This window comes from Cyclobacterium xiamenense, from assembly GCF_042140265.1.
Classification (GTDB): Bacteria; Bacteroidota; Bacteroidia; order Cytophagales; family Cyclobacteriaceae; genus Cyclobacterium; species Cyclobacterium xiamenense_A.
In genome coordinates, this window is the sequence record NZ_CP159481.1 from 4466212 (window position 1) to 4482717 (window position 16506).

Below are 16506 nucleotides of genomic sequence, written 5' to 3' on the forward strand. Positions count from 1 at the left end.
GATCCATGCAAAAAATCATCTGTTTCGTTTCGGTTGCTTCTATTTTCCTGCCAGTATGGGGTCAGAGCCCGGACTGGAAGGTATCAGAGCAGAATTTCGAACATACCATGTCTTTGGTAGCCTTTGTCAATGTGGACGGAAGAACACTTACCGGCTCCGGGGATCGGGTAGCTGCATTTGTAAACGGAGAATGCAGAGGCGTAGCCGGTTTGACAGAAGTATCCAGCCATCAGGAACATCTGGCTTACCTCACGGTGTTTGGCAACACCAACAATGAAGTCGTGAGTTTTAAAATATATGATGCCACTGCCGATCGGGTCGTCGACGTAGCGCAGCAACTGGTGTTTCGAATAAATGCCCACGAAGGAAACCTGCTCCAGCCCTTCAGCATCGCACAACCTGCACTAAGTGCCGCCGCCTCCATTACCGAGATCAGCCTTGCGGGATTGGAGCCATTGAACGTAAAGGTAGCGGATCAGAAAGTGGTCTTCCTGGTAGAAAAAGACACACCCGTATCGGCCCATACCTTGCTATTTACGTTGACTGCCGGTGCCGGGCTCTTTTGGAATAATCAACCGGTCATTTCCGGAGAGAATCTCCTGGATTTTTCCCAACCTGTCAGTTTACAACTTCGCTCGGAGGATCGTTCGGTGATCCGGTCATGGACGGTCGCTATTGAGTTTGCCAGTGAACTTTTGGTATACCGGCGAAATGCCACCTGTTTCGAAGCGGGCGCCATTAAGGTTACTGGAAGTAGCGACGGGCAATCCGTTTCGTTGATTCGGAGCGGTCAGGTAATCAGCAGTCGGTCCATGACAGGTGGTGAAGTGCTCTTCGATCGATTGGTACCGGGAACGTATACGGTGCAGACCACAGCATTTGAAAAACTGGTAATCATCGAACAACCATGAAAAACAAGAACACTCTGCTGACAATACTTTTTGCCCTTTTATTCACCGCCTGTAGTAGAGATGAGGAGGTGATCATAGAGGCCTTGGGAGTAGATTTTGGCTATCGAAACGGCGAAGTAATCCTTGAGGGCGATTGCGTCGATCCCAACCAAAATTTTGCAGTGCTGGTGCACGCCACCATGGGTAACTTCGGCACGCTTAGGCCCAGGGAGTTTGATATCTTGGTAAACGATATCCTGTATAACGTGACTTTTCGGGGAGAAGGCACCAAGCTGATTCCTGTGGACCTGAAACAGGGTGAAAACATTGCCAGGATTCCGGGAACGAATCTGGAAGCACGGCTTGTCAAAAATGCTGCTCCAGCATTTGAACGGGTAGAGTGATGGATTTTTTCGTTTACTACCCCAAATGATGCGGTCCCATTGCTCGAACACTGCTAAAACCCGTATGAATCCTGTACAGGACCCTGCCCTCATTTTTTTACCTCATGCGATTCACATACCTCTCCAACAGGGTATGCCCACCTGATAAAATGGTGTTTCCGTGTACCGGCTAACCCCCTTGCTTGGTACTAGCGACCCAGAATCCGCTTGCTACGCCCTAAATAAAGTCCACTAGGCCCCAACTGCCCCTCATTCCGAACCGTAGGCCGAACCGTAGGCCGGACTGTAGTGCTTGTCCTGGAAGGCTGTTTACTCGTCCAGCTCCCTGATGGTCCAGGCTTTGGTTCGACCGGAGACCTCCTCCCGGGTTTTCGCGACCGTTTCCGCAGTCACCGCGGTTGATCCGTTACCAAATTCCTTGCGGACGTAGGTAAGGACATCCGCGATCTCCTGATCGCTCATTCCGCCCATGGGAGGCATGGGAATGGACTGGGTTCCGGCTCCGTATTGTTCTCCCGCTACGTCTAGGGGACCGGTAAGTCCATTGAGCAGGATTTTGATAAGCTTCGTTTCGTCTCCGGTGACCCGCTTTGAACCCAGCAGGGGTGGATACACCCCTGGCAGACCCTTACCACCTGCTTGATGACAGGTCAGGCAGGCCTTTTCATACAACGCTTCGCCAGCTGTAACGACCGCAGGTCCCTGATCCAGCAGTTCCTGCAGAAAGCTTTCCTGAACCGTGGATGCGGGGTGAAGTTCCCCCTCCTGAAAAGGAGTCTCCCAGAGAAGTTGAAGGGACCTCGCACTTTGCCTCACCGCGTACTGTAGAAAAGGGTCCAACGCGTGTTCGAGCGCTGCGGTTACCACTTCGATCGCAGGGGTCTCCCGCAGGTAGCTGGCGGCTATCACTGCCTCCAGGCGGACCCTGGGGTGGACATCGTTTACGAGTTTCCGTAGCCGAGCAAGCGCCCCACTGTCCAGTCGGGACGCCCAATCTCCCAACACACGGGCACCATAGGCCCGAATCCGGAAATCCTTCGACTGCAACAGGCGATCGAGCAACGCCGGCCGAACAGTTTCATGGGCCTGATAGACCCCAATCAATTCGAGGAGAAACCGGTCGTTACGATCTTGAAGATCCAACGCATCTGCCGCAGCCACAACCGTTTCCGTTGGCTGGTAAAAAAGCAGGCGCTTCGCCTGGTAGCGCAACCATCGCTCCCGAGAATCCAAAAGTTCCAGCAGTTGGCCCTCATTCATCGCAGACAGATCGGGATAGGTAACGGACGACCTGGAATCTGCTGTGATCCTCCAGATTCGGCCATGTGACTTGTCGCGACGGGGATCGGCATAGCTCGCCTGGTAGTGACCGATGATCGGGTTAAACCAATCCGCCACATACAACGCCCCATCAGGCCCCACAGAAACATCCACCGGGCGAAAGGAATTATCGGCCGATCGGATCAATCGGGGAAGCTGTCTGGTAGCAAACCCTGCACCTGCATCCTCGAATTGGTGCACTTCCACCACCGATCCAAAATATCCGCCGATCAGTGCCGCGCCCTGCAGCGCTTCGGGCATGGCGGATGTTCCAATGATTTCCAGGGACGTCGTTTTGGGCGAAGTCTCAAATAGGGGGCCTACGTCGTGGTATTGCTCCGGATTGTTCGTTTGGTAGGCCTTGTTCGGATCTTCATGGTAGCGGGAACCGTCCTGCTCCGGAAAAGGAACCAATCCGGGCACGGTCCAATAGCCTTCCGGGCGGTCTCCGGTCTTGTGAAAGACCTGCCCGTAGTCGTCAAACGCCAAGCCCCAGCAATTGGCGCCCGCCATTCCTCCTCCGAAGAAACTCTCCAATTGTAAGCGGCGGGGGTGATACCGCCAAACCCCGGCCCGGTCCAGACGGGCAACGCCATGCGGAGTCTCCACGCGGGAAATAGCGTGGAGACCCTGGGTAAACCACAGCGTCCCATCCGGTCCATGCGTAATGCTGTTTACCAGTTGGTGGGTATCGCCCACACCGAAACCGGAGAATACTACCTGCCGATCATCGGCCTTTTTGTCTCCGTCGGTGTCACGGAGATAGAGAATTCGATCAAAGTCGCAGACATAGACTCCGTCTCCACCCGGTTCTACGCCTTGTACCATTTTCAGGCTTTCGGCAAAGCGCCAGGAGCTATCTGCGACCCCGTCACGGTCACGATCCTCCAGGACTTGAATGTAATCCTGCGCAGGCATCCCGGCCAGGGTCTGCGGGTAGGAAGGTGAACATGCGACATAGAGTCTTCCCTCCTCGTCCCAGGCGAATTGTACGGGATTCACGACTCCTTCCAGCTCTGAAGCGAAAAGATTGACCGAATACCCTTCGGCGGTGGTGAACCCCGCTAGTTGTTCTTCTGCTGTCAACGCATCCATCTCGCTGTACACCACCGGATCGACCGATACTCCCGGTGCTTCTTTTCCAGCGATCCGGTCGTAAATGACCGCATCTGCGTTTTCCACCAGGGGCAGCTGCTGCTCAAACGCGACCTGCAGCGAGGGCTCTGCCCCGGCCCCCTGCCCATACAGCTGATTCACGCGGTCTCCGTAGACAAAGGACCAGTTTGCCGGCCGCCAGAAATCAAACCACAGGCGATTTTTTTGAACAATGGCCTGACGGACCTGCTCCGAAGGTAGCTCCCCTATCTCCACCTCCAACTGCCGGGCAATTTCCGAGCTTACCCGACGCAGTCCCCCCGGTGTCAGGTGGATTCCATTCTCCGTGAGCCGATTCCCGGTACGCATCCTGGTCAAATCCACAAACAGCGCATTGCGTTGGGCCGCGATCGTTTTCATCGTTTGCACATACAGCTGTAGATCGTCATTCCTTTCCCTAAGATCGGGTGCATGGGAAGCAAGCGGTTTTTCAAAACGGATGGGAGACACCAGCACCAACTTGTGGGTACGGCGGGAAAATTCATCCAGCAACTGCTTGTAGGCTGCTTCGAAATCCGCCAGTCGGTCGGGCCCATCCAGCGCTTCCATCTGGCCGAATTGAGCCAGGATCACCGTAGCGCCCACCGCATCCAATTGATCGCCCCAATCGCCGAAATTCAGGTCACGCCATTGCTCATAGACCACATCCCCTTCCCAAGCCATCGAACGAAAACGAGGCCGTTGTCTGGCAAAACCTGCCGCCAACAGCGACTCCAATTCGCCCGATCGTTGCTCACGTACAAAATTCTCCTGACCTACAAATACGACAACATCTTCTTCCTGCAACCGAAAGGTGCCGTCTTCGAAGGCGGGAACCGGCGTCCGGGTCTGTACGCTTCCAAAACGACTCAGGCTAGCCTCATTGGGAGGGGTGACCGTATCCTCCAATTCCTCAATATGCAGGTTGCGGAACGAGATTTCTGCTTTGCTGTCGCCATGGATCTGCAGGGCGATGTGTCCTTCCTGCGGAATACCTTGCTCTTGCTCCCGATAGGTAATCGTCCGTTGACCGTTGAGAAGGATCGTCACCTGCTTGCCCCGAGCAATGACTTCGTATCGATTCCATTGACCCGGTCGCTCAATGGAAGCAATGAAATCAGGGTCTGCCTCCGCCAGAAAACGTTTGCGCCGCGATTCGTCGTAGAGGTAGCCCGTATAGCCTGCACCGATATCTGCCTGGTATCCGATCATTTCATTTGCCGGATCGCTGGTTCGTTGGCTGCGAAACTGCACGCCCCCATTCACGAATCCTTCCGAGCCCACAAGCCGGTATTCGAGCCGCAGGTGAAAGTTTTTGTAGACCTTGTCCGTCGCCAGGAATTCGTTCTGCGGATTCCCCTGTAAACTGCCACCCGTAATGACTCCATCCTCAATGCGCCAAACCGATGCGGTGTGGACATTCCATCCCCGGAATGACTGCCCGTCAAAAAATAGGTCCACAGGAATTTTGGAGGGAGCACATGCACACATAAAGCATGCGAAAATAACGAGCAGCAAGCACTTACCCGTCAACTGCCTACAGGAAGGAAAACCGAATACGGCCGCTACCCGGTGCAGGCTGCTAGATCCGGTCATCCGGAATTTGACGCATTCGGCAGTGGGACGTAAGCAAACGGCCAACCCCCTATTAAAATTTTCTGGGATTCCCTTGATGATTTTTCCATCTGTGGGGCAGCAGGTCGGAGAACTTGCCGTCATAGGTGGGGTTGTTGAGTTTTCGCAGCACGTCGAGCAGCCAGTCATGGGGATTTACCTCGTGCTTTTTGCAAGTCGCGAACAGGGAGTAGATCATTGCGGCGTTCTGAGCAGTGGCGTGGGTACCAGCGAACAGGTAGTTTTTCCGTCCCAGGGCAATCGGTCTGATGGCGTTTTCAATAAGGTTGTTGTCAATCTGAAGTTGTCCGTGGAGGGTGTATAGCTTCATGCTGTCCATGAGCGGAAGTGCATAGGCGATTGCCCTTCCTATCGGTGAGGAAGGGAGTACCTTGGGATACTCGGCGAGCATCCAGTCGTGGATTTCCCGCAGTATGGGTTGGGATTCCTCCACCCGTTTTTTGACGATGAGGTTTTCGGGAAGGGGCGGTTCGGCTTCCCTGATCTGTTTTTCTACTGCATACAGTTTGGCAATCGTCCCCACCGCCCAAGAAGCCCTATCTCTGTCATAAACTGCTGCCTCGTCGAACTTGCGGCGGATATGAGCCATACAATAATAGTGCTTTATGCCTTTGTTGCGGGCAAAAAGACTATGGTAAACCTCATAGGCATCTGTCTGGACCACGCCCTTGTAATTGGCCAATATCTCCTCTGGGCCGGATTTGTTCCTGGCGGTCCGGTAGTCAAAGAATACCAACCCGTCCACGGGGGCATGATAGGCCCACACGAAACCCCTATGGGAGGAACCCTTCACGCCTCCGTTTTCGAGTACCTGCATCCGGGTTTCGTCTGCCTGTAGATAGAGATTGGCCAGGGTTTCGCGCTTGAGTGCGTTGTAGATTGGGGTGATTGCTTTACAGGCTGCATTGGTGTTGTCGATGAGCGTGGAGGCGGGGATTTCGAGCCCTATTCGCCTGAACATCTGCTGCTGCCTGTACAGGGGAAGGTGATCCACGAATTTGGAGGTAAGCAGGTGGGCCAGAACCGATTCATCGAAGAGTCCCCTGTTTACGGTCCTGGAAGGGATTGGGGCGATCAGCACTCCCTTTTTGCCGGTTTGCGAAGGGTCAATGAGGGCCCATTTCCTGCGAACGGTCCTGCGCACTTTAAAACTGGCGGGTACCATCACCAACACCTCGCTGGTTTCTTCTCCGATGATTTTGTATCCTTCCAGGTTTTGGTTGGGGTCTATGATATCGATTTCCCGCTCCAGGCTTTCGGGAAACACCATGCGGGGACCTCGGGCTGCGGCTTTCCTACGCTTGCGTGCCTGTATGTCCTGCTCCAGGTTCGCCTTTTCCACCTCGGCGGCAGTAAGCTCCTCGGAGGCTTGAACATCGGCTTCCCCGGCACCCAAGGGGAAGAGGCCCAGCTGCCCGTTGCCCGAACCGCTCACCCGGTTGTCGGATTTTGAGGAGGAGAAGTGCCTGCGCCGCAGTTCGGCTGCGTCCAGTAGGGCTAACTTAAGTTTGAGTTCCGTTTCCAGTAGCATGCGCCTGCTTTCGGCCAACTGTTTTTGGCTTTCCAGGTAGAGCGCTTTATAGTCCGGTACGGCTGTATTCATAGTATAAAAATAAATATAAAAAGTGACTTTAAATCATTTAAAGGCCACTTTTTTACAATATTTTTCACTTTTTTTTAAGTGAAAATATTCCTTTCGTACCGCTTTCTGAGTTGTACGGAAGCAAGCTTCACGCCCTGCAAAACCAGGGTCAGCTCCCTGGCGGAAACCAGTGTTTTGCTGTTTTTAGGACGCTCGAACGTACCCGACTCCAGACGCTTGATGTACATGGCGTAGCCGTCTCCGTCCCACTGGAGCAAACGCATTTGGTTGCCGCGTTTGCCTATAAAAATAAACACGTCACCCGAAAGGGGATCAAGTCCCAGATTGTTTTGGACAAGGCCGGCAAGGGAGTAAATTCCGCAGCGCATGTCGGCAGGCTTGTGGTATAGAAAATAGCGTACCGAAGAGGAAAGGGAAAGCATGCTTACGATATCAGCGCTCTGAGCCAGGCGGTATCCGGAAGGCGCTGAAAGGAAAGCCTGGTCCCGTTGGGAAAGTTCAATACCGCAACAGGCTCAGGTTCGGGATCGCTAACACGCAACTCGGTAAAACCTGTGTCCACATTCTTTTCCTGCCCAAACTTCTTGGACCAGTACCGGAAAGTGGCGTACTTGACTGAGGATTGCTTGCAGAACAGACCGACGGAAATACCACTGGCCTTCCACTCTTCATAAAGGGAATGATAATAATCCCTGGGGGAAATAGTTTGTAAATCTTTCATGCAGGCAAAGGTCTCGAACCCCTGCCAGAAAAAATAGATGGGGGTGGGCGTTCGCTTACAGTGGGACTACGTTTGGGGTTGAATTTTCTGCCGAAAAAGGCTTTGGTTTTTGGCATGCTAGGGTCAATTAACGGGTTCCTTTGTGGAACGGTTTGGCTATGTACCGTGCCGATGTTTAGGAGGCATGGACATCATAGCCATTGTTCTCATCCGTTTTCTAATTCATTCTTCAATTCAGCTATAAAATACAAAGCTTCATAGAATTCATCATGTAACTCTTTAGCGGTTTTATCAATGTGAAATTCGGCAAAGTTCTTATGAACGAGTTGGTTTCTAAGATTGCCTAATGCCAAAAACGATTTTATTGCTCTTTCAAACCTTTCTTCGCTTCGAACTCTTTCTTTCATTTTGTTTTTGAAATCATTACCAAACAGTCCAAAAAACGAATTTGCATTTGAAGAATCCCAACTGAATAATGTGTGATATTGTCGCTTTATCGCTTTATTGTTGAAGAAAGAAACCACTAATTCGTTTGTATTTGATTTTTTTGATACAAATTCAGTTAAAATATCCGTGACTTCTTTTTCGAATAAACTGGCAATACTAAGCAGTAACCCTTTCTTAAAATTGAGTTCTGCTTCAATCCTAAATGAGGGCTGCTGCATTGTATCGAGATATTCGATTAAAGCATTATTATTTTCATATATCCTTTTTATTATTTCAGACATATCATTACAGGATTTGTCTTGCTCTATCAATTCTTATTTTAACGTTGGATGTTCCTGCTGTGTCTTTTTCTGTAGCTTCAGAAAAATCAGTATCTTCAAAAAGAACATGTAAATTTTCTGGAATAGCTGATTTAACATTTAATTGCTTTTGACTAAAGGCCTGTTCAGTTAAACTATTAAAAATCGCTTCATACGCAGATACATTAATTCTATTCGTTCTTGAAGAAACAAATGCTCCATGCCCAAAATTCATAGCTTCATTTGTAAAGGAATAGAATAGGTTTTCAAAGTATTCAATTGAATCTTCCGTAAATGATTTAGCCTTATGTGAAAAATTATTTAAAAATTTTGTCATTGAAGGACTGTAATTGTCCTTATCCATTAACATTGCAAAACCTCTCAGAATTATTTCGACGTCTTTTAAGTGTAAATCAGGATTTGGTCTATTAATTAGATTCCGCCAATTATCATTTAGATTAACCCTAAATAGCATTTCATAAAATTTAGAATGATATATACTCGATCTGATTTCTTGAGGTTTAAGAACTACTCCACCAGAATTTAGGCGATGAAATATTTCATAAACAGCAGAATTATCATTAGGAGGAAGGTTTTGTTTAATAATCACATTCCTAATCGTCCTTAAGTCAAATGCAAATTTGAATTCACCTAAAGTTGCGTAGTTTAAATCTTTAAGTTTGTTTGGGGCATTAGGTAGTTTTTCAGGGAGTTTCAGAGCAAAATCTGAGAAATATTCTTTATCATGTAAAACTTCTTCTGGGATTTGACCTTTCTCCGAAAAAATTCTTCTAAGTTCTGTTCTTTTTTCTTTTCGTGGAAAACGCTTTTTTATAAAATAATAAATGGTCATAAGTCTCTGCTGACCATCAATTAATAGAAATTCATTTCTTCCTTCTTCAAATAGGAAGACTTGTGGAACAGGAAGCCCCATAATTAAAGACTCTATTAGTTTAGATGCCCTCTTTATATCCCAAACATAATTCCTTTGAAATCCTGGAATTTTAAGTACTCCAGATTCGATAAAATCATATATGGTCTTGATATTAAAATCATTAGGGGCAGAAGTTAAATCGTACTCCGTAAATGAAAAATCCATTTCTTCATCGTCGGTTTCATCTAAGTACCAGTTTGAATTTTCTTCTATCATTTTTTTACTTTTTAAATGGATGAGAACGGTTAGCATAAGAATAGTAGCCGACTGCGTGGTACTTTCCTGTCAAATTACACAAAAGTTGATGCGGGCTACAAGCCTTGAATTTACTACTATTTCGGCTATTATTTTTATACATTGTTACCGCCTGCCATTTCTTTCAATTCATAATTTGTGCTTCGTCCACCGCTCGCTTCTTTTTGTAAGATATCCTTCCTAATCAAATCTTGAATATCTCGAAGAGCTGTATCTTGTGAGCACTTGTTAATTTTTCCCCATTTCGAGGTTGTTAACTTTCCTTCAAATCCATCAAGTAGTCTGTTTATTATTTTTTGCTGTCTATCATTGAGAATTGTGGTGGAATGTATTTTCCAAAATTCTGCTTTATGAAGTATTTTCGATAAAGTCTCATCTGTGGAGTCAATAGCATTTATTAAACATTGCAAAAACCACAAAACCCATTCTGTAATATCTGAATTTCCTTTTTGTGTTTTTTCAAGTTTTTCATAATACTGTTTTCTTTCAACTCTAATTTGTGCAGACATACTATAGAACCGCCTGATACTTTTGTCAGAACGTGCCAATGTCATATCGGTAATTGCTCTCGAAATTCGTCCGTTTCCATCGTCGAATGGATGAATTGTCACGAACCATAAATGAGCAATAGCCGCTTTAAGAACCAAATCTGTTTCAGGCTCGTTTTCAAACCAGTCAAAGAATCTTCTCATTTCTGGTTCTATCCTGTCTGAACTTGGAGCTTGATAATGAACTTTTTCTTTTCCCATAGGTCCCGATACAACTTGCATTGGACCAGTCGTGTCTTTTCTCCAGTCTGCAACTGTGATTTTATATAGATTACTCCAACCTGACGGGAATAACGCTGCATGCCAACCAAACAATCTGTCTTTAGTCAAAGGCAAATCATATCTTTGTGTAGCGTCAAGCATCATTTCAACTATTCCGTCAACATGGCGTTCCGATAGCACTGCTCCGGCTATATCAATTCCTAGTCGACGAGCAATTGAAGAACGTACTTGTTCAATTTCCAAAAACTCGCCTTCGATTTCAGATGATTTGATAACATCTAAAGTAAGAGTGTTCAAAACCGCTTCATTCTGCAAATCAAAGCCTAGCGATTCCATTTTCCCAATAAGTCTGCCTTGTTGATTTCTAGCCTCACCAAGTTTTATTAACACTTTCTTATTGTCCCAAGTGAAGTCAGTCCAGTTTTCTTTTTCGTGTATATAGACTTGCATTCTCCGCAAATTATGCGACAAATATACTCTTTATTCTCCGCAAATGAAACTTTCTCCGCAAAATATGCTCAGATTACAGCAATTAATCTCCGCATTGTCGTTTTTCTGCTTGGCGGTAACTACTGGCCAACCGCAGCCCTTGCGGCTACTTCCCTTATGGGCGGGGGATGCTGCCAGAGGCTACGCTAATATCTCCACTTGCAATGCATCGATCCTGCATCAAGTGGATTGCCACCTTCCGGTAAATCGAAGGCTTCCTTTTCGGAGAGCGTCTGCTTTTTCCGGTAAAGAAAACATAAACGGTCATCGAATCCAGGATGGCACAAGCATTCAGGAAAAAAACTGTTGAATCCCAGCCCTGCAAATCCACTGCTCTCAAAAAAGTAGGTCATCTATCGAAAAGATCCATTCTTTGCCCCAAACAGTTCTCTAAATATCCAGAATGGTAGGCTCAAAAGATTGCGAAAAGTAACCAACAGACCAAAAATACCTATCAGTATCTGGTAACTACGAATAAATACTAAGTTCCCAATAAAACCCGAACCCGTGGGCCACTATTTCAACCTTATTTCTACTATCTATCAACCGCAACCGCTACGGTCGTAGCTCGACTATAATCCCACTGCTAACCGATCAGCTATCCGAGCGTATGGGTAAATAAATTTTATAAAAATGTCCAATAAAGTAAAAGCCACTTCCGATATGGAAGCGGCTTTTACTTGCACAAGTCAACTGACTGTTTTAAATTTAATTCGCATCCCACCAAGGTTTGATGTTCATTTCGTTTTCATATCCGGCTTCGGCGACTGAGGTAGGGTTATTTCCCAGCTCTACAGCGGGATATAAAGCCCTTACAGGAATATACTGGCGTACAGCAGCGACAGGAACCGCCAGCTGGGGTACGTCCATCCTTCTCCATTCTGCCCAAGCCTCAATACCGTTGCCATAAAGAGCGATCCACTTTTGCATACCAATGGTATTTTTCCAGTTGGCGGCATCATAGGAGTTGATGGGCTCGGCCAAGTATGCATCTACTGCTGCTTGGTCGGTAAATCCCCATTGCATCATAGAAGCAGCAACCGCTGCGTTATATGCCGCCGCAGCATCTCCGTTGATAAAGCCCCTTTCAATAGCCTCCGCCTCAAAAAACTTCATTTCGGCATCGGTCAATAGGTATGCTGGAGCTGTAGCGGACCGCAGTAGGTCGCTTGGCCTGGAAGCGGTGCCCTGCAAGGCAAACGTCTCGCCATCGGTAAGGCCAAAGGGCAGCCCAACAAACTCACCACCCACGTTCGGCTTCGCGTATACCGTTAGACGGGGGTCGTTACGTTCTTTCAACGCGTCTACCAACACATCAGACAGCGTAAAATCGTCACGGTTATTGATGAAATGATTCACGAATAAGGGATTGGCTAAGCGCTGGTCGGACTGGAAAGGGAAGTGAAAACCTTCGTCGTACGAACTGATAACACCAGCAGCAAAGGCTTCAGAAACCACCCGGGAGGCTGTAGCGGGATCAACGTCAGCCATCCGCATCCCGAGCCGTACCTTAAGCGAGTTACCGAACCGCTGCCACATGGCCATGTCGCCCCCATAAAAAATATCTCCCGAATTGAAGCTTGGGGAACCAATTGTAATTTTACCAAGCGCTGCGTCGATTTCACCAACTAAACCGGCATAAATGTCCTGCTGTCTATCGTACGTAGGATTTGGGAACTCAGCGGCATTGAAGGTCTGTGAATAAGGTACATTTACCCAAATGTCTGTCACGTTCTGAAAAGACCAAATACGAAGTAGTTCCAGTATAGCCATACGATTATCCCGCTGAACTTCTGTGATACCGCCATAGTCCGCGGTGATTTGCATGGCTGCCTGCAGGTCATTCATGCCATTGGCATAGAAGGTGTTCCAAATACCGTCGAAGTCAGAAGGGTTTTGGTTAAATCGTGTATCCTCCGCATACTCACTTTGGGAGAAGTGCTGTACCATCAACATTCCAAATCCGTAGTTAAGCCCACCTCCCCACATCAAATTGGAAAGAGAAAACTCCGCCTGTGTAAGCAGATTCTCGGCCGGAACCTCTACGGGATTGTTGGGATCTGTATTCATCTCATCGAAGCCTTCTGTACAGCTCATAACTCCTAAGCTGGAGAGGAACAAGATCATTAGGTAATTTGCAATATGTTTCATGATAAGTTAAAATTTTAAATAGTCATTTAAACAGGGTTGAACAAGCAGGTAAAACATTACCTTTGGGAATATCGCCTACCTGCTGAATTGACGAAAACGCTTAGAATTTAAAGCTGATGTCGAAGCCCATGGAACGCGTAGTCGGCACCTGTGCGTTTTCCAATCCCTGAAGGTTCCCTGCGCCGTTCACTCCTTGCGGATCAAGGTAGGGTAGGTTACTGTGCAGGATAGCCAAGTTACGGCCAAACAAACGAAAGCGGACATCACGTACAGGTAATTTGGAGATCAAGCTATTGGGCAGGCTATACCCCAACGAAACTTCCCGAAGTTTGACAAAAGAAGCATCGAAAACGTTTGGAGCTGCTACTGACCAGATGGTTTGGTAATACGCTTGCGGCGTGACGGACACGGTATTCGTCTCTCCAGACTCTGTGACACCCGGTACGACGAGTCCGGTTTCGCGTACATTGTTTTCAGCGGTTACCGGATCCATACCTGAGTATTTGGACCACTGCAAGGAAGTCGAGTGTATGATTCCTCCTCCTTGATAGTCTATCAGGGCGCTTAATTCCAAACCTTTGTAAGAAAAACTGTTTCGAATACCGCCTGCAAAGTCGGCAATAGTACTACCCAAAAATTCCCTATCGCTGTTTACCAACGGAAACCCATTAGCCCCCACTATTATCTGGCCGGCGTCATTTCGGCGAAAATCTGCTCCGAAAAGGGACATGTAAGGGAAGCCCTCCTGTACGCGCACATCGGCAGCCCAAGTTGTGCCGGCGATAATATTCTCAACGCCAGGTGCCAATTCGATTACCTCGTTATTGAAGGTCGCAAAGTTTACCATCAAATCCCAGGTAAAGTCATTTTTGATTACAGGGCGCGCGTTCATCATCACTTCGATGCCTCGATTACGCATAGATCCAGCGTTCAATATCCTTGATGTAAATCCGGTTGAAGCTGAGGAGGGAACGTTGAAAATCTGGTCTACCGTGGTACGATCATAGTAGGAAACATCAAAAGAGAGCCGATCATTTAGCACGGCAAACTCTAAACCAAACTCGATCTCATTTGTACGTTCCGGGCGAAGATCGGCGTTGGGGCTACCCAACGGTACGGTATACCGAGGAAAGTTACCAAAGTTAGGTACTAGATTTTGAAAGACATTTCGTAGTAGATAGGGAGACGCATCATTAGCTGCTTGACCATAACCTACACGAAGTTTTCAAAAGGAAAGGAACGAGTTTCGCAACGCTTCCAGCTCTGTAAACACAAAGCTGGAGGATATGGAAGGATACCAATAGTTGTTATTGTCGGTGGGTAAAGTAGAAGACCAGTCGCCACGCAGCGCCAAATCAACATAAGCCATATCCTTAAACCCAATAGAAGAAGTAGCAAACAAGCTGTTGATGGCCCTGTTTTCCTCCGCAGTAACTACCTGCGCCGAACCGACTGAGTTGGCAATATTGAAGAAACCATCCAACGCCAAGCCCCCTACTGTGTTGATCCTGTTACGGGTATTGCTCTGATTCATCAAGTTACCACCAACCATCGCAGTCACTGACAAATCGTCACTTAACCGCTTATCGTAAAGTAATTTGGCTTCTAAGTTGGTCTCTGAAAACGTCCTGACATCCTCAGCATAGCTGGACTGCGTAATGCCCCCCTGCGGGATACCTTCGCGGGAACGGAACGTAAACCCATCCCGCATCGCCCTTAGATTGAAACTCAGGCCATCCATGATCCTGTAATTCAGGTTGAAGTTGCCGAAGAATCGATCGCGGGTGTCCTCCTGTAAATAGTTTCTTCGCACCCAGTATGGATTGTCGAAGAAACGTGGACGGTGGTTGAAAGAAATCAATTCACCGGTTTCGGGGTCAATAACCGGTCCTATTGGATTCCAGGTTTGCTGACGCCCATCTGTGAACCGATCGTTTTTCAACCTGTCAACATTCAACTGAGTTTGCCACCATTGCGTAAAGCCTTGCATTGGATTAGCATTATCATAGCCTGTAACGTTGCGGCCATCTGCAGCTTGAAGAACCAAGCTACCTGCGGCTGAAGCCGTAAGGCGGTCAGATACCTTATAACTGGTGTTAATACTGATGGTGTTTCGCGAGAGATTAGAATTAGGGATCACACCCTCTTGGTCCAGATTTGTGTAGCTCAAGCGGAAGCTGCCAACGTCGTTAGATCCAGTAACAGCTAAACTGTTTTGCCGTGTTATACCCGTTTCGAAAAAGCTTTCGTACCCCATAGGAGGAGCGACCCAAGGACGGGTTTCACCATAGTTGGGGGAATCCTTATCCCAAGAGTCCCAGTGGCGTACGCTGACGTTCGGATCGTAACGAGGGCCCCAAGCACCATCTTTGGCATAAATGGGGGCAAGAAACTGCTGGCCATTTTCCGTAAACTCCACAAAGCCGGACTCAGTAGGAGAAATATCACCTCCACCATAGAGTTGCTGGTGAGCCATAAGGGCCATGGGATTTTCGAAGGTCGTAGTAGAATTAACTTCCACCCCTAGCCCCTTTTTGGTGCCACCACTCTTTGTCGTGATCAAAATCACCCCGTTAGATCCTCGCGTACCGTATAGTGCCGTTGCCGCAGCGCCTTTCAACACTTCCATCGAAGCAATATCCGCTGGGTTAATGTCGGAAGCCGCGTTGCCGTAGTCGTAACTACCACCGCCAAAGCCTCGTTGTTGGGCAGTAGAAGCATAATTATCGTTATTAATGGGCATACCGTCCACAACAAATAGCGGCTGGTTTTCACCCAAAAAAGAATTGGCACCACGGATGGTGATACGGGAAGAACCACCAATTGCACCCGGCGAACCTTGTATCTGAACCCCGGCTATTTGCCCCTGCAAGGCATTGACAATGTTGGTTTCTCGGGTTTCTGCCAAGCGCTCTGCATCCACCGACTGTACAGCATAGCCTAAAGACGCCTTTTCTCGAGATACGCCGAGGGCGGTTACCACCACCTCAGCAAGTGATTTGACATCCGGATCCATGGTAACGTCAATTACCGTCCGTCCGCCGATTTCGATCTCTTGACTGGAAAGACCAATAAAGGAGAACCGAAGCGTTGTACTCCCCGCAGGAACAGCAATGGAATATTCTCCTTCTAAATCGGAGATCGTACCGATATTGGTACCTTTTACAAGTATACTGACTCCCGGGATGGGATCAGACTCTTCGGACGATATAATCGTCCCGCGTACCTCAGTAGTCTGTGCGAAAACTACCTTCACTGACAGACTAAAGCATAGGATTGTTAGTAAGTATTTGATCATAATATTATTTGTTTTTTACTCGATTGTTACAATTTTGTAATCTTAATGTTTTTTCGATCCGAAGAAAAAGCTAGCAAAGACAGTGTTATGTATACCAACTGTAGTCGTCGAATCAAGATTGATGCTACCTTCTAAGATATTTTTACAGGAAACAAA

General features: G+C 47.9%; 11 protein-coding genes and 1 pseudogene. 2 read left to right on the plus strand and 10 right to left on the minus strand.

Annotated elements, in window-relative coordinates; genetic code table 11:
- The first annotated feature begins 5 nt into the window (after window positions 1-5).
- On the plus strand, window positions 6-911 hold the full coding sequence (locus tag ABWH99_RS18245; protein ID WP_375583251.1) for a hypothetical protein: 906 nt from the start codon (window positions 6-8) through the stop codon (window positions 909-911).
- A complete protein-coding gene (locus ABWH99_RS18250) occupies window positions 908-1294 on the plus strand; it encodes a hypothetical protein (RefSeq protein WP_375583252.1) in 387 nt (128 codons plus the stop codon). The genes ABWH99_RS18245 and ABWH99_RS18250 overlap by 4 nt, the downstream gene beginning before the upstream one ends.
- Window positions 1295-1603: 309 nt before the next feature.
- Here the strand turns inward: ABWH99_RS18250 and ABWH99_RS18255 are convergent, their stop codons facing one another.
- From ABWH99_RS18255 to ABWH99_RS18300, 10 genes and pseudogenes are all read right to left on the minus strand, one after another.
- Window positions 1604-5344, minus strand: a complete 3741-nt coding sequence (locus tag ABWH99_RS18255; RefSeq protein WP_375583253.1) for a PVC-type heme-binding CxxCH protein — start codon at window positions 5342-5344, stop codon at window positions 1604-1606.
- A 52-nt stretch (window positions 5345-5396) separates the two neighbouring features.
- Window positions 5397-6986 (minus strand): IS66 family transposase, encoded by a 1590-nt coding sequence (locus ABWH99_RS18260; RefSeq protein ID WP_375582808.1) that lies wholly within the window; start codon window positions 6984-6986, stop codon window positions 5397-5399.
- A 74-nt stretch (window positions 6987-7060) separates the two neighbouring features.
- On the minus strand, window positions 7061-7408 hold the full coding sequence (gene tnpB, locus ABWH99_RS18265) for an IS66 family insertion sequence element accessory protein TnpB (RefSeq protein ID WP_375582539.1): 348 nt from the start codon (window positions 7406-7408) through the stop codon (window positions 7061-7063).
- Window positions 7409-7410: 2 nt separating this feature from the next.
- On the minus strand, window positions 7411-7707 hold the full coding sequence (locus ABWH99_RS18270) for a hypothetical protein (RefSeq protein ID WP_375582538.1): 297 nt from the start codon (window positions 7705-7707) through the stop codon (window positions 7411-7413).
- A 206-nt stretch (window positions 7708-7913) separates the two neighbouring features.
- Complete coding sequence (locus ABWH99_RS18275) at window positions 7914-8435, minus strand: HEPN domain-containing protein (RefSeq protein ID WP_375583254.1); 522 nt, start codon at window positions 8433-8435, stop codon at window positions 7914-7916.
- A gap of 4 nt (window positions 8436-8439) precedes the next feature.
- Entirely contained in the window at window positions 8440-9603 is a 1164-nt protein-coding gene (locus ABWH99_RS18280) for a DUF262 domain-containing protein (protein WP_375583255.1), read from the minus strand.
- A gap of 134 nt (window positions 9604-9737) precedes the next feature.
- Window positions 9738-10862 carry a Fic family protein gene (locus ABWH99_RS18285; RefSeq protein WP_375583256.1) on the minus strand — a complete coding sequence of 375 codons (1125 nt, stop codon included), beginning with the start codon at window positions 10860-10862 and terminating at the stop codon, window positions 9738-9740.
- Between the two features lie 747 nt (window positions 10863-11609).
- A complete protein-coding gene (locus tag ABWH99_RS18290; protein WP_375583257.1) occupies window positions 11610-13052 on the minus strand; it encodes a SusD/RagB family nutrient-binding outer membrane lipoprotein in 1443 nt (480 codons plus the stop codon).
- 100 nt (window positions 13053-13152) lie between these two features.
- Window positions 13153-14262 (minus strand): annotated as a pseudogene (locus tag ABWH99_RS18295) (TonB-dependent receptor domain-containing protein); the annotation flags it as partial.
- Window positions 14263-14277: 15 nt separating this feature from the next.
- On the minus strand, window positions 14278-16350 hold the full coding sequence (locus tag ABWH99_RS18300) for a SusC/RagA family TonB-linked outer membrane protein (protein WP_375583258.1): 2073 nt from the start codon (window positions 16348-16350) through the stop codon (window positions 14278-14280).
- Window positions 16351-16506 lie beyond the last annotated feature (156 nt).

Excerpts from the sequence above, each read along its gene's own strand:
- ABWH99_RS18275 (WP_375583254.1), bottom strand. The coding sequence starts at position 8,435 with ATGTCTGAAATAATAAAAAGGATATATGAAAATAATAATGCTTTAATC.
- ABWH99_RS18290 (WP_375583257.1), bottom strand. The coding sequence starts at position 13,052 with ATGAAACATATTGCAAATTACCTAATGATCTTGTTCCTCTCCAGCTTA.
- tnpB (WP_375582539.1), bottom strand. The coding sequence starts at position 7,408 with ATGCTTTCCCTTTCCTCTTCGGTACGCTATTTTCTATACCACAAGCCT.
- ABWH99_RS18255 (WP_375583253.1), bottom strand. The coding sequence starts at position 5,344 with ATGACCGGATCTAGCAGCCTGCACCGGGTAGCGGCCGTATTCGGTTTT.
- ABWH99_RS18260 (WP_375582808.1), bottom strand. The coding sequence starts at position 6,986 with ATGAATACAGCCGTACCGGACTATAAAGCGCTCTACCTGGAAAGCCAA.
- ABWH99_RS18280 (WP_375583255.1), bottom strand. The coding sequence starts at position 9,603 with ATGATAGAAGAAAATTCAAACTGGTACTTAGATGAAACCGACGATGAA.
- ABWH99_RS18250 (WP_375583252.1), top strand. The coding sequence starts at position 908 with ATGAAAAACAAGAACACTCTGCTGACAATACTTTTTGCCCTTTTATTC.
- ABWH99_RS18300 (WP_375583258.1), bottom strand. The coding sequence starts at position 16,350 with ATGATCAAATACTTACTAACAATCCTATGCTTTAGTCTGTCAGTGAAG.
- ABWH99_RS18270 (WP_375582538.1), bottom strand. The coding sequence starts at position 7,707 with ATGAAAGATTTACAAACTATTTCCCCCAGGGATTATTATCATTCCCTT.
- ABWH99_RS18245 (WP_375583251.1), top strand. The coding sequence starts at position 6 with ATGCAAAAAATCATCTGTTTCGTTTCGGTTGCTTCTATTTTCCTGCCA.
- ABWH99_RS18285 (WP_375583256.1), bottom strand. The coding sequence starts at position 10,862 with ATGCAAGTCTATATACACGAAAAAGAAAACTGGACTGACTTCACTTGG.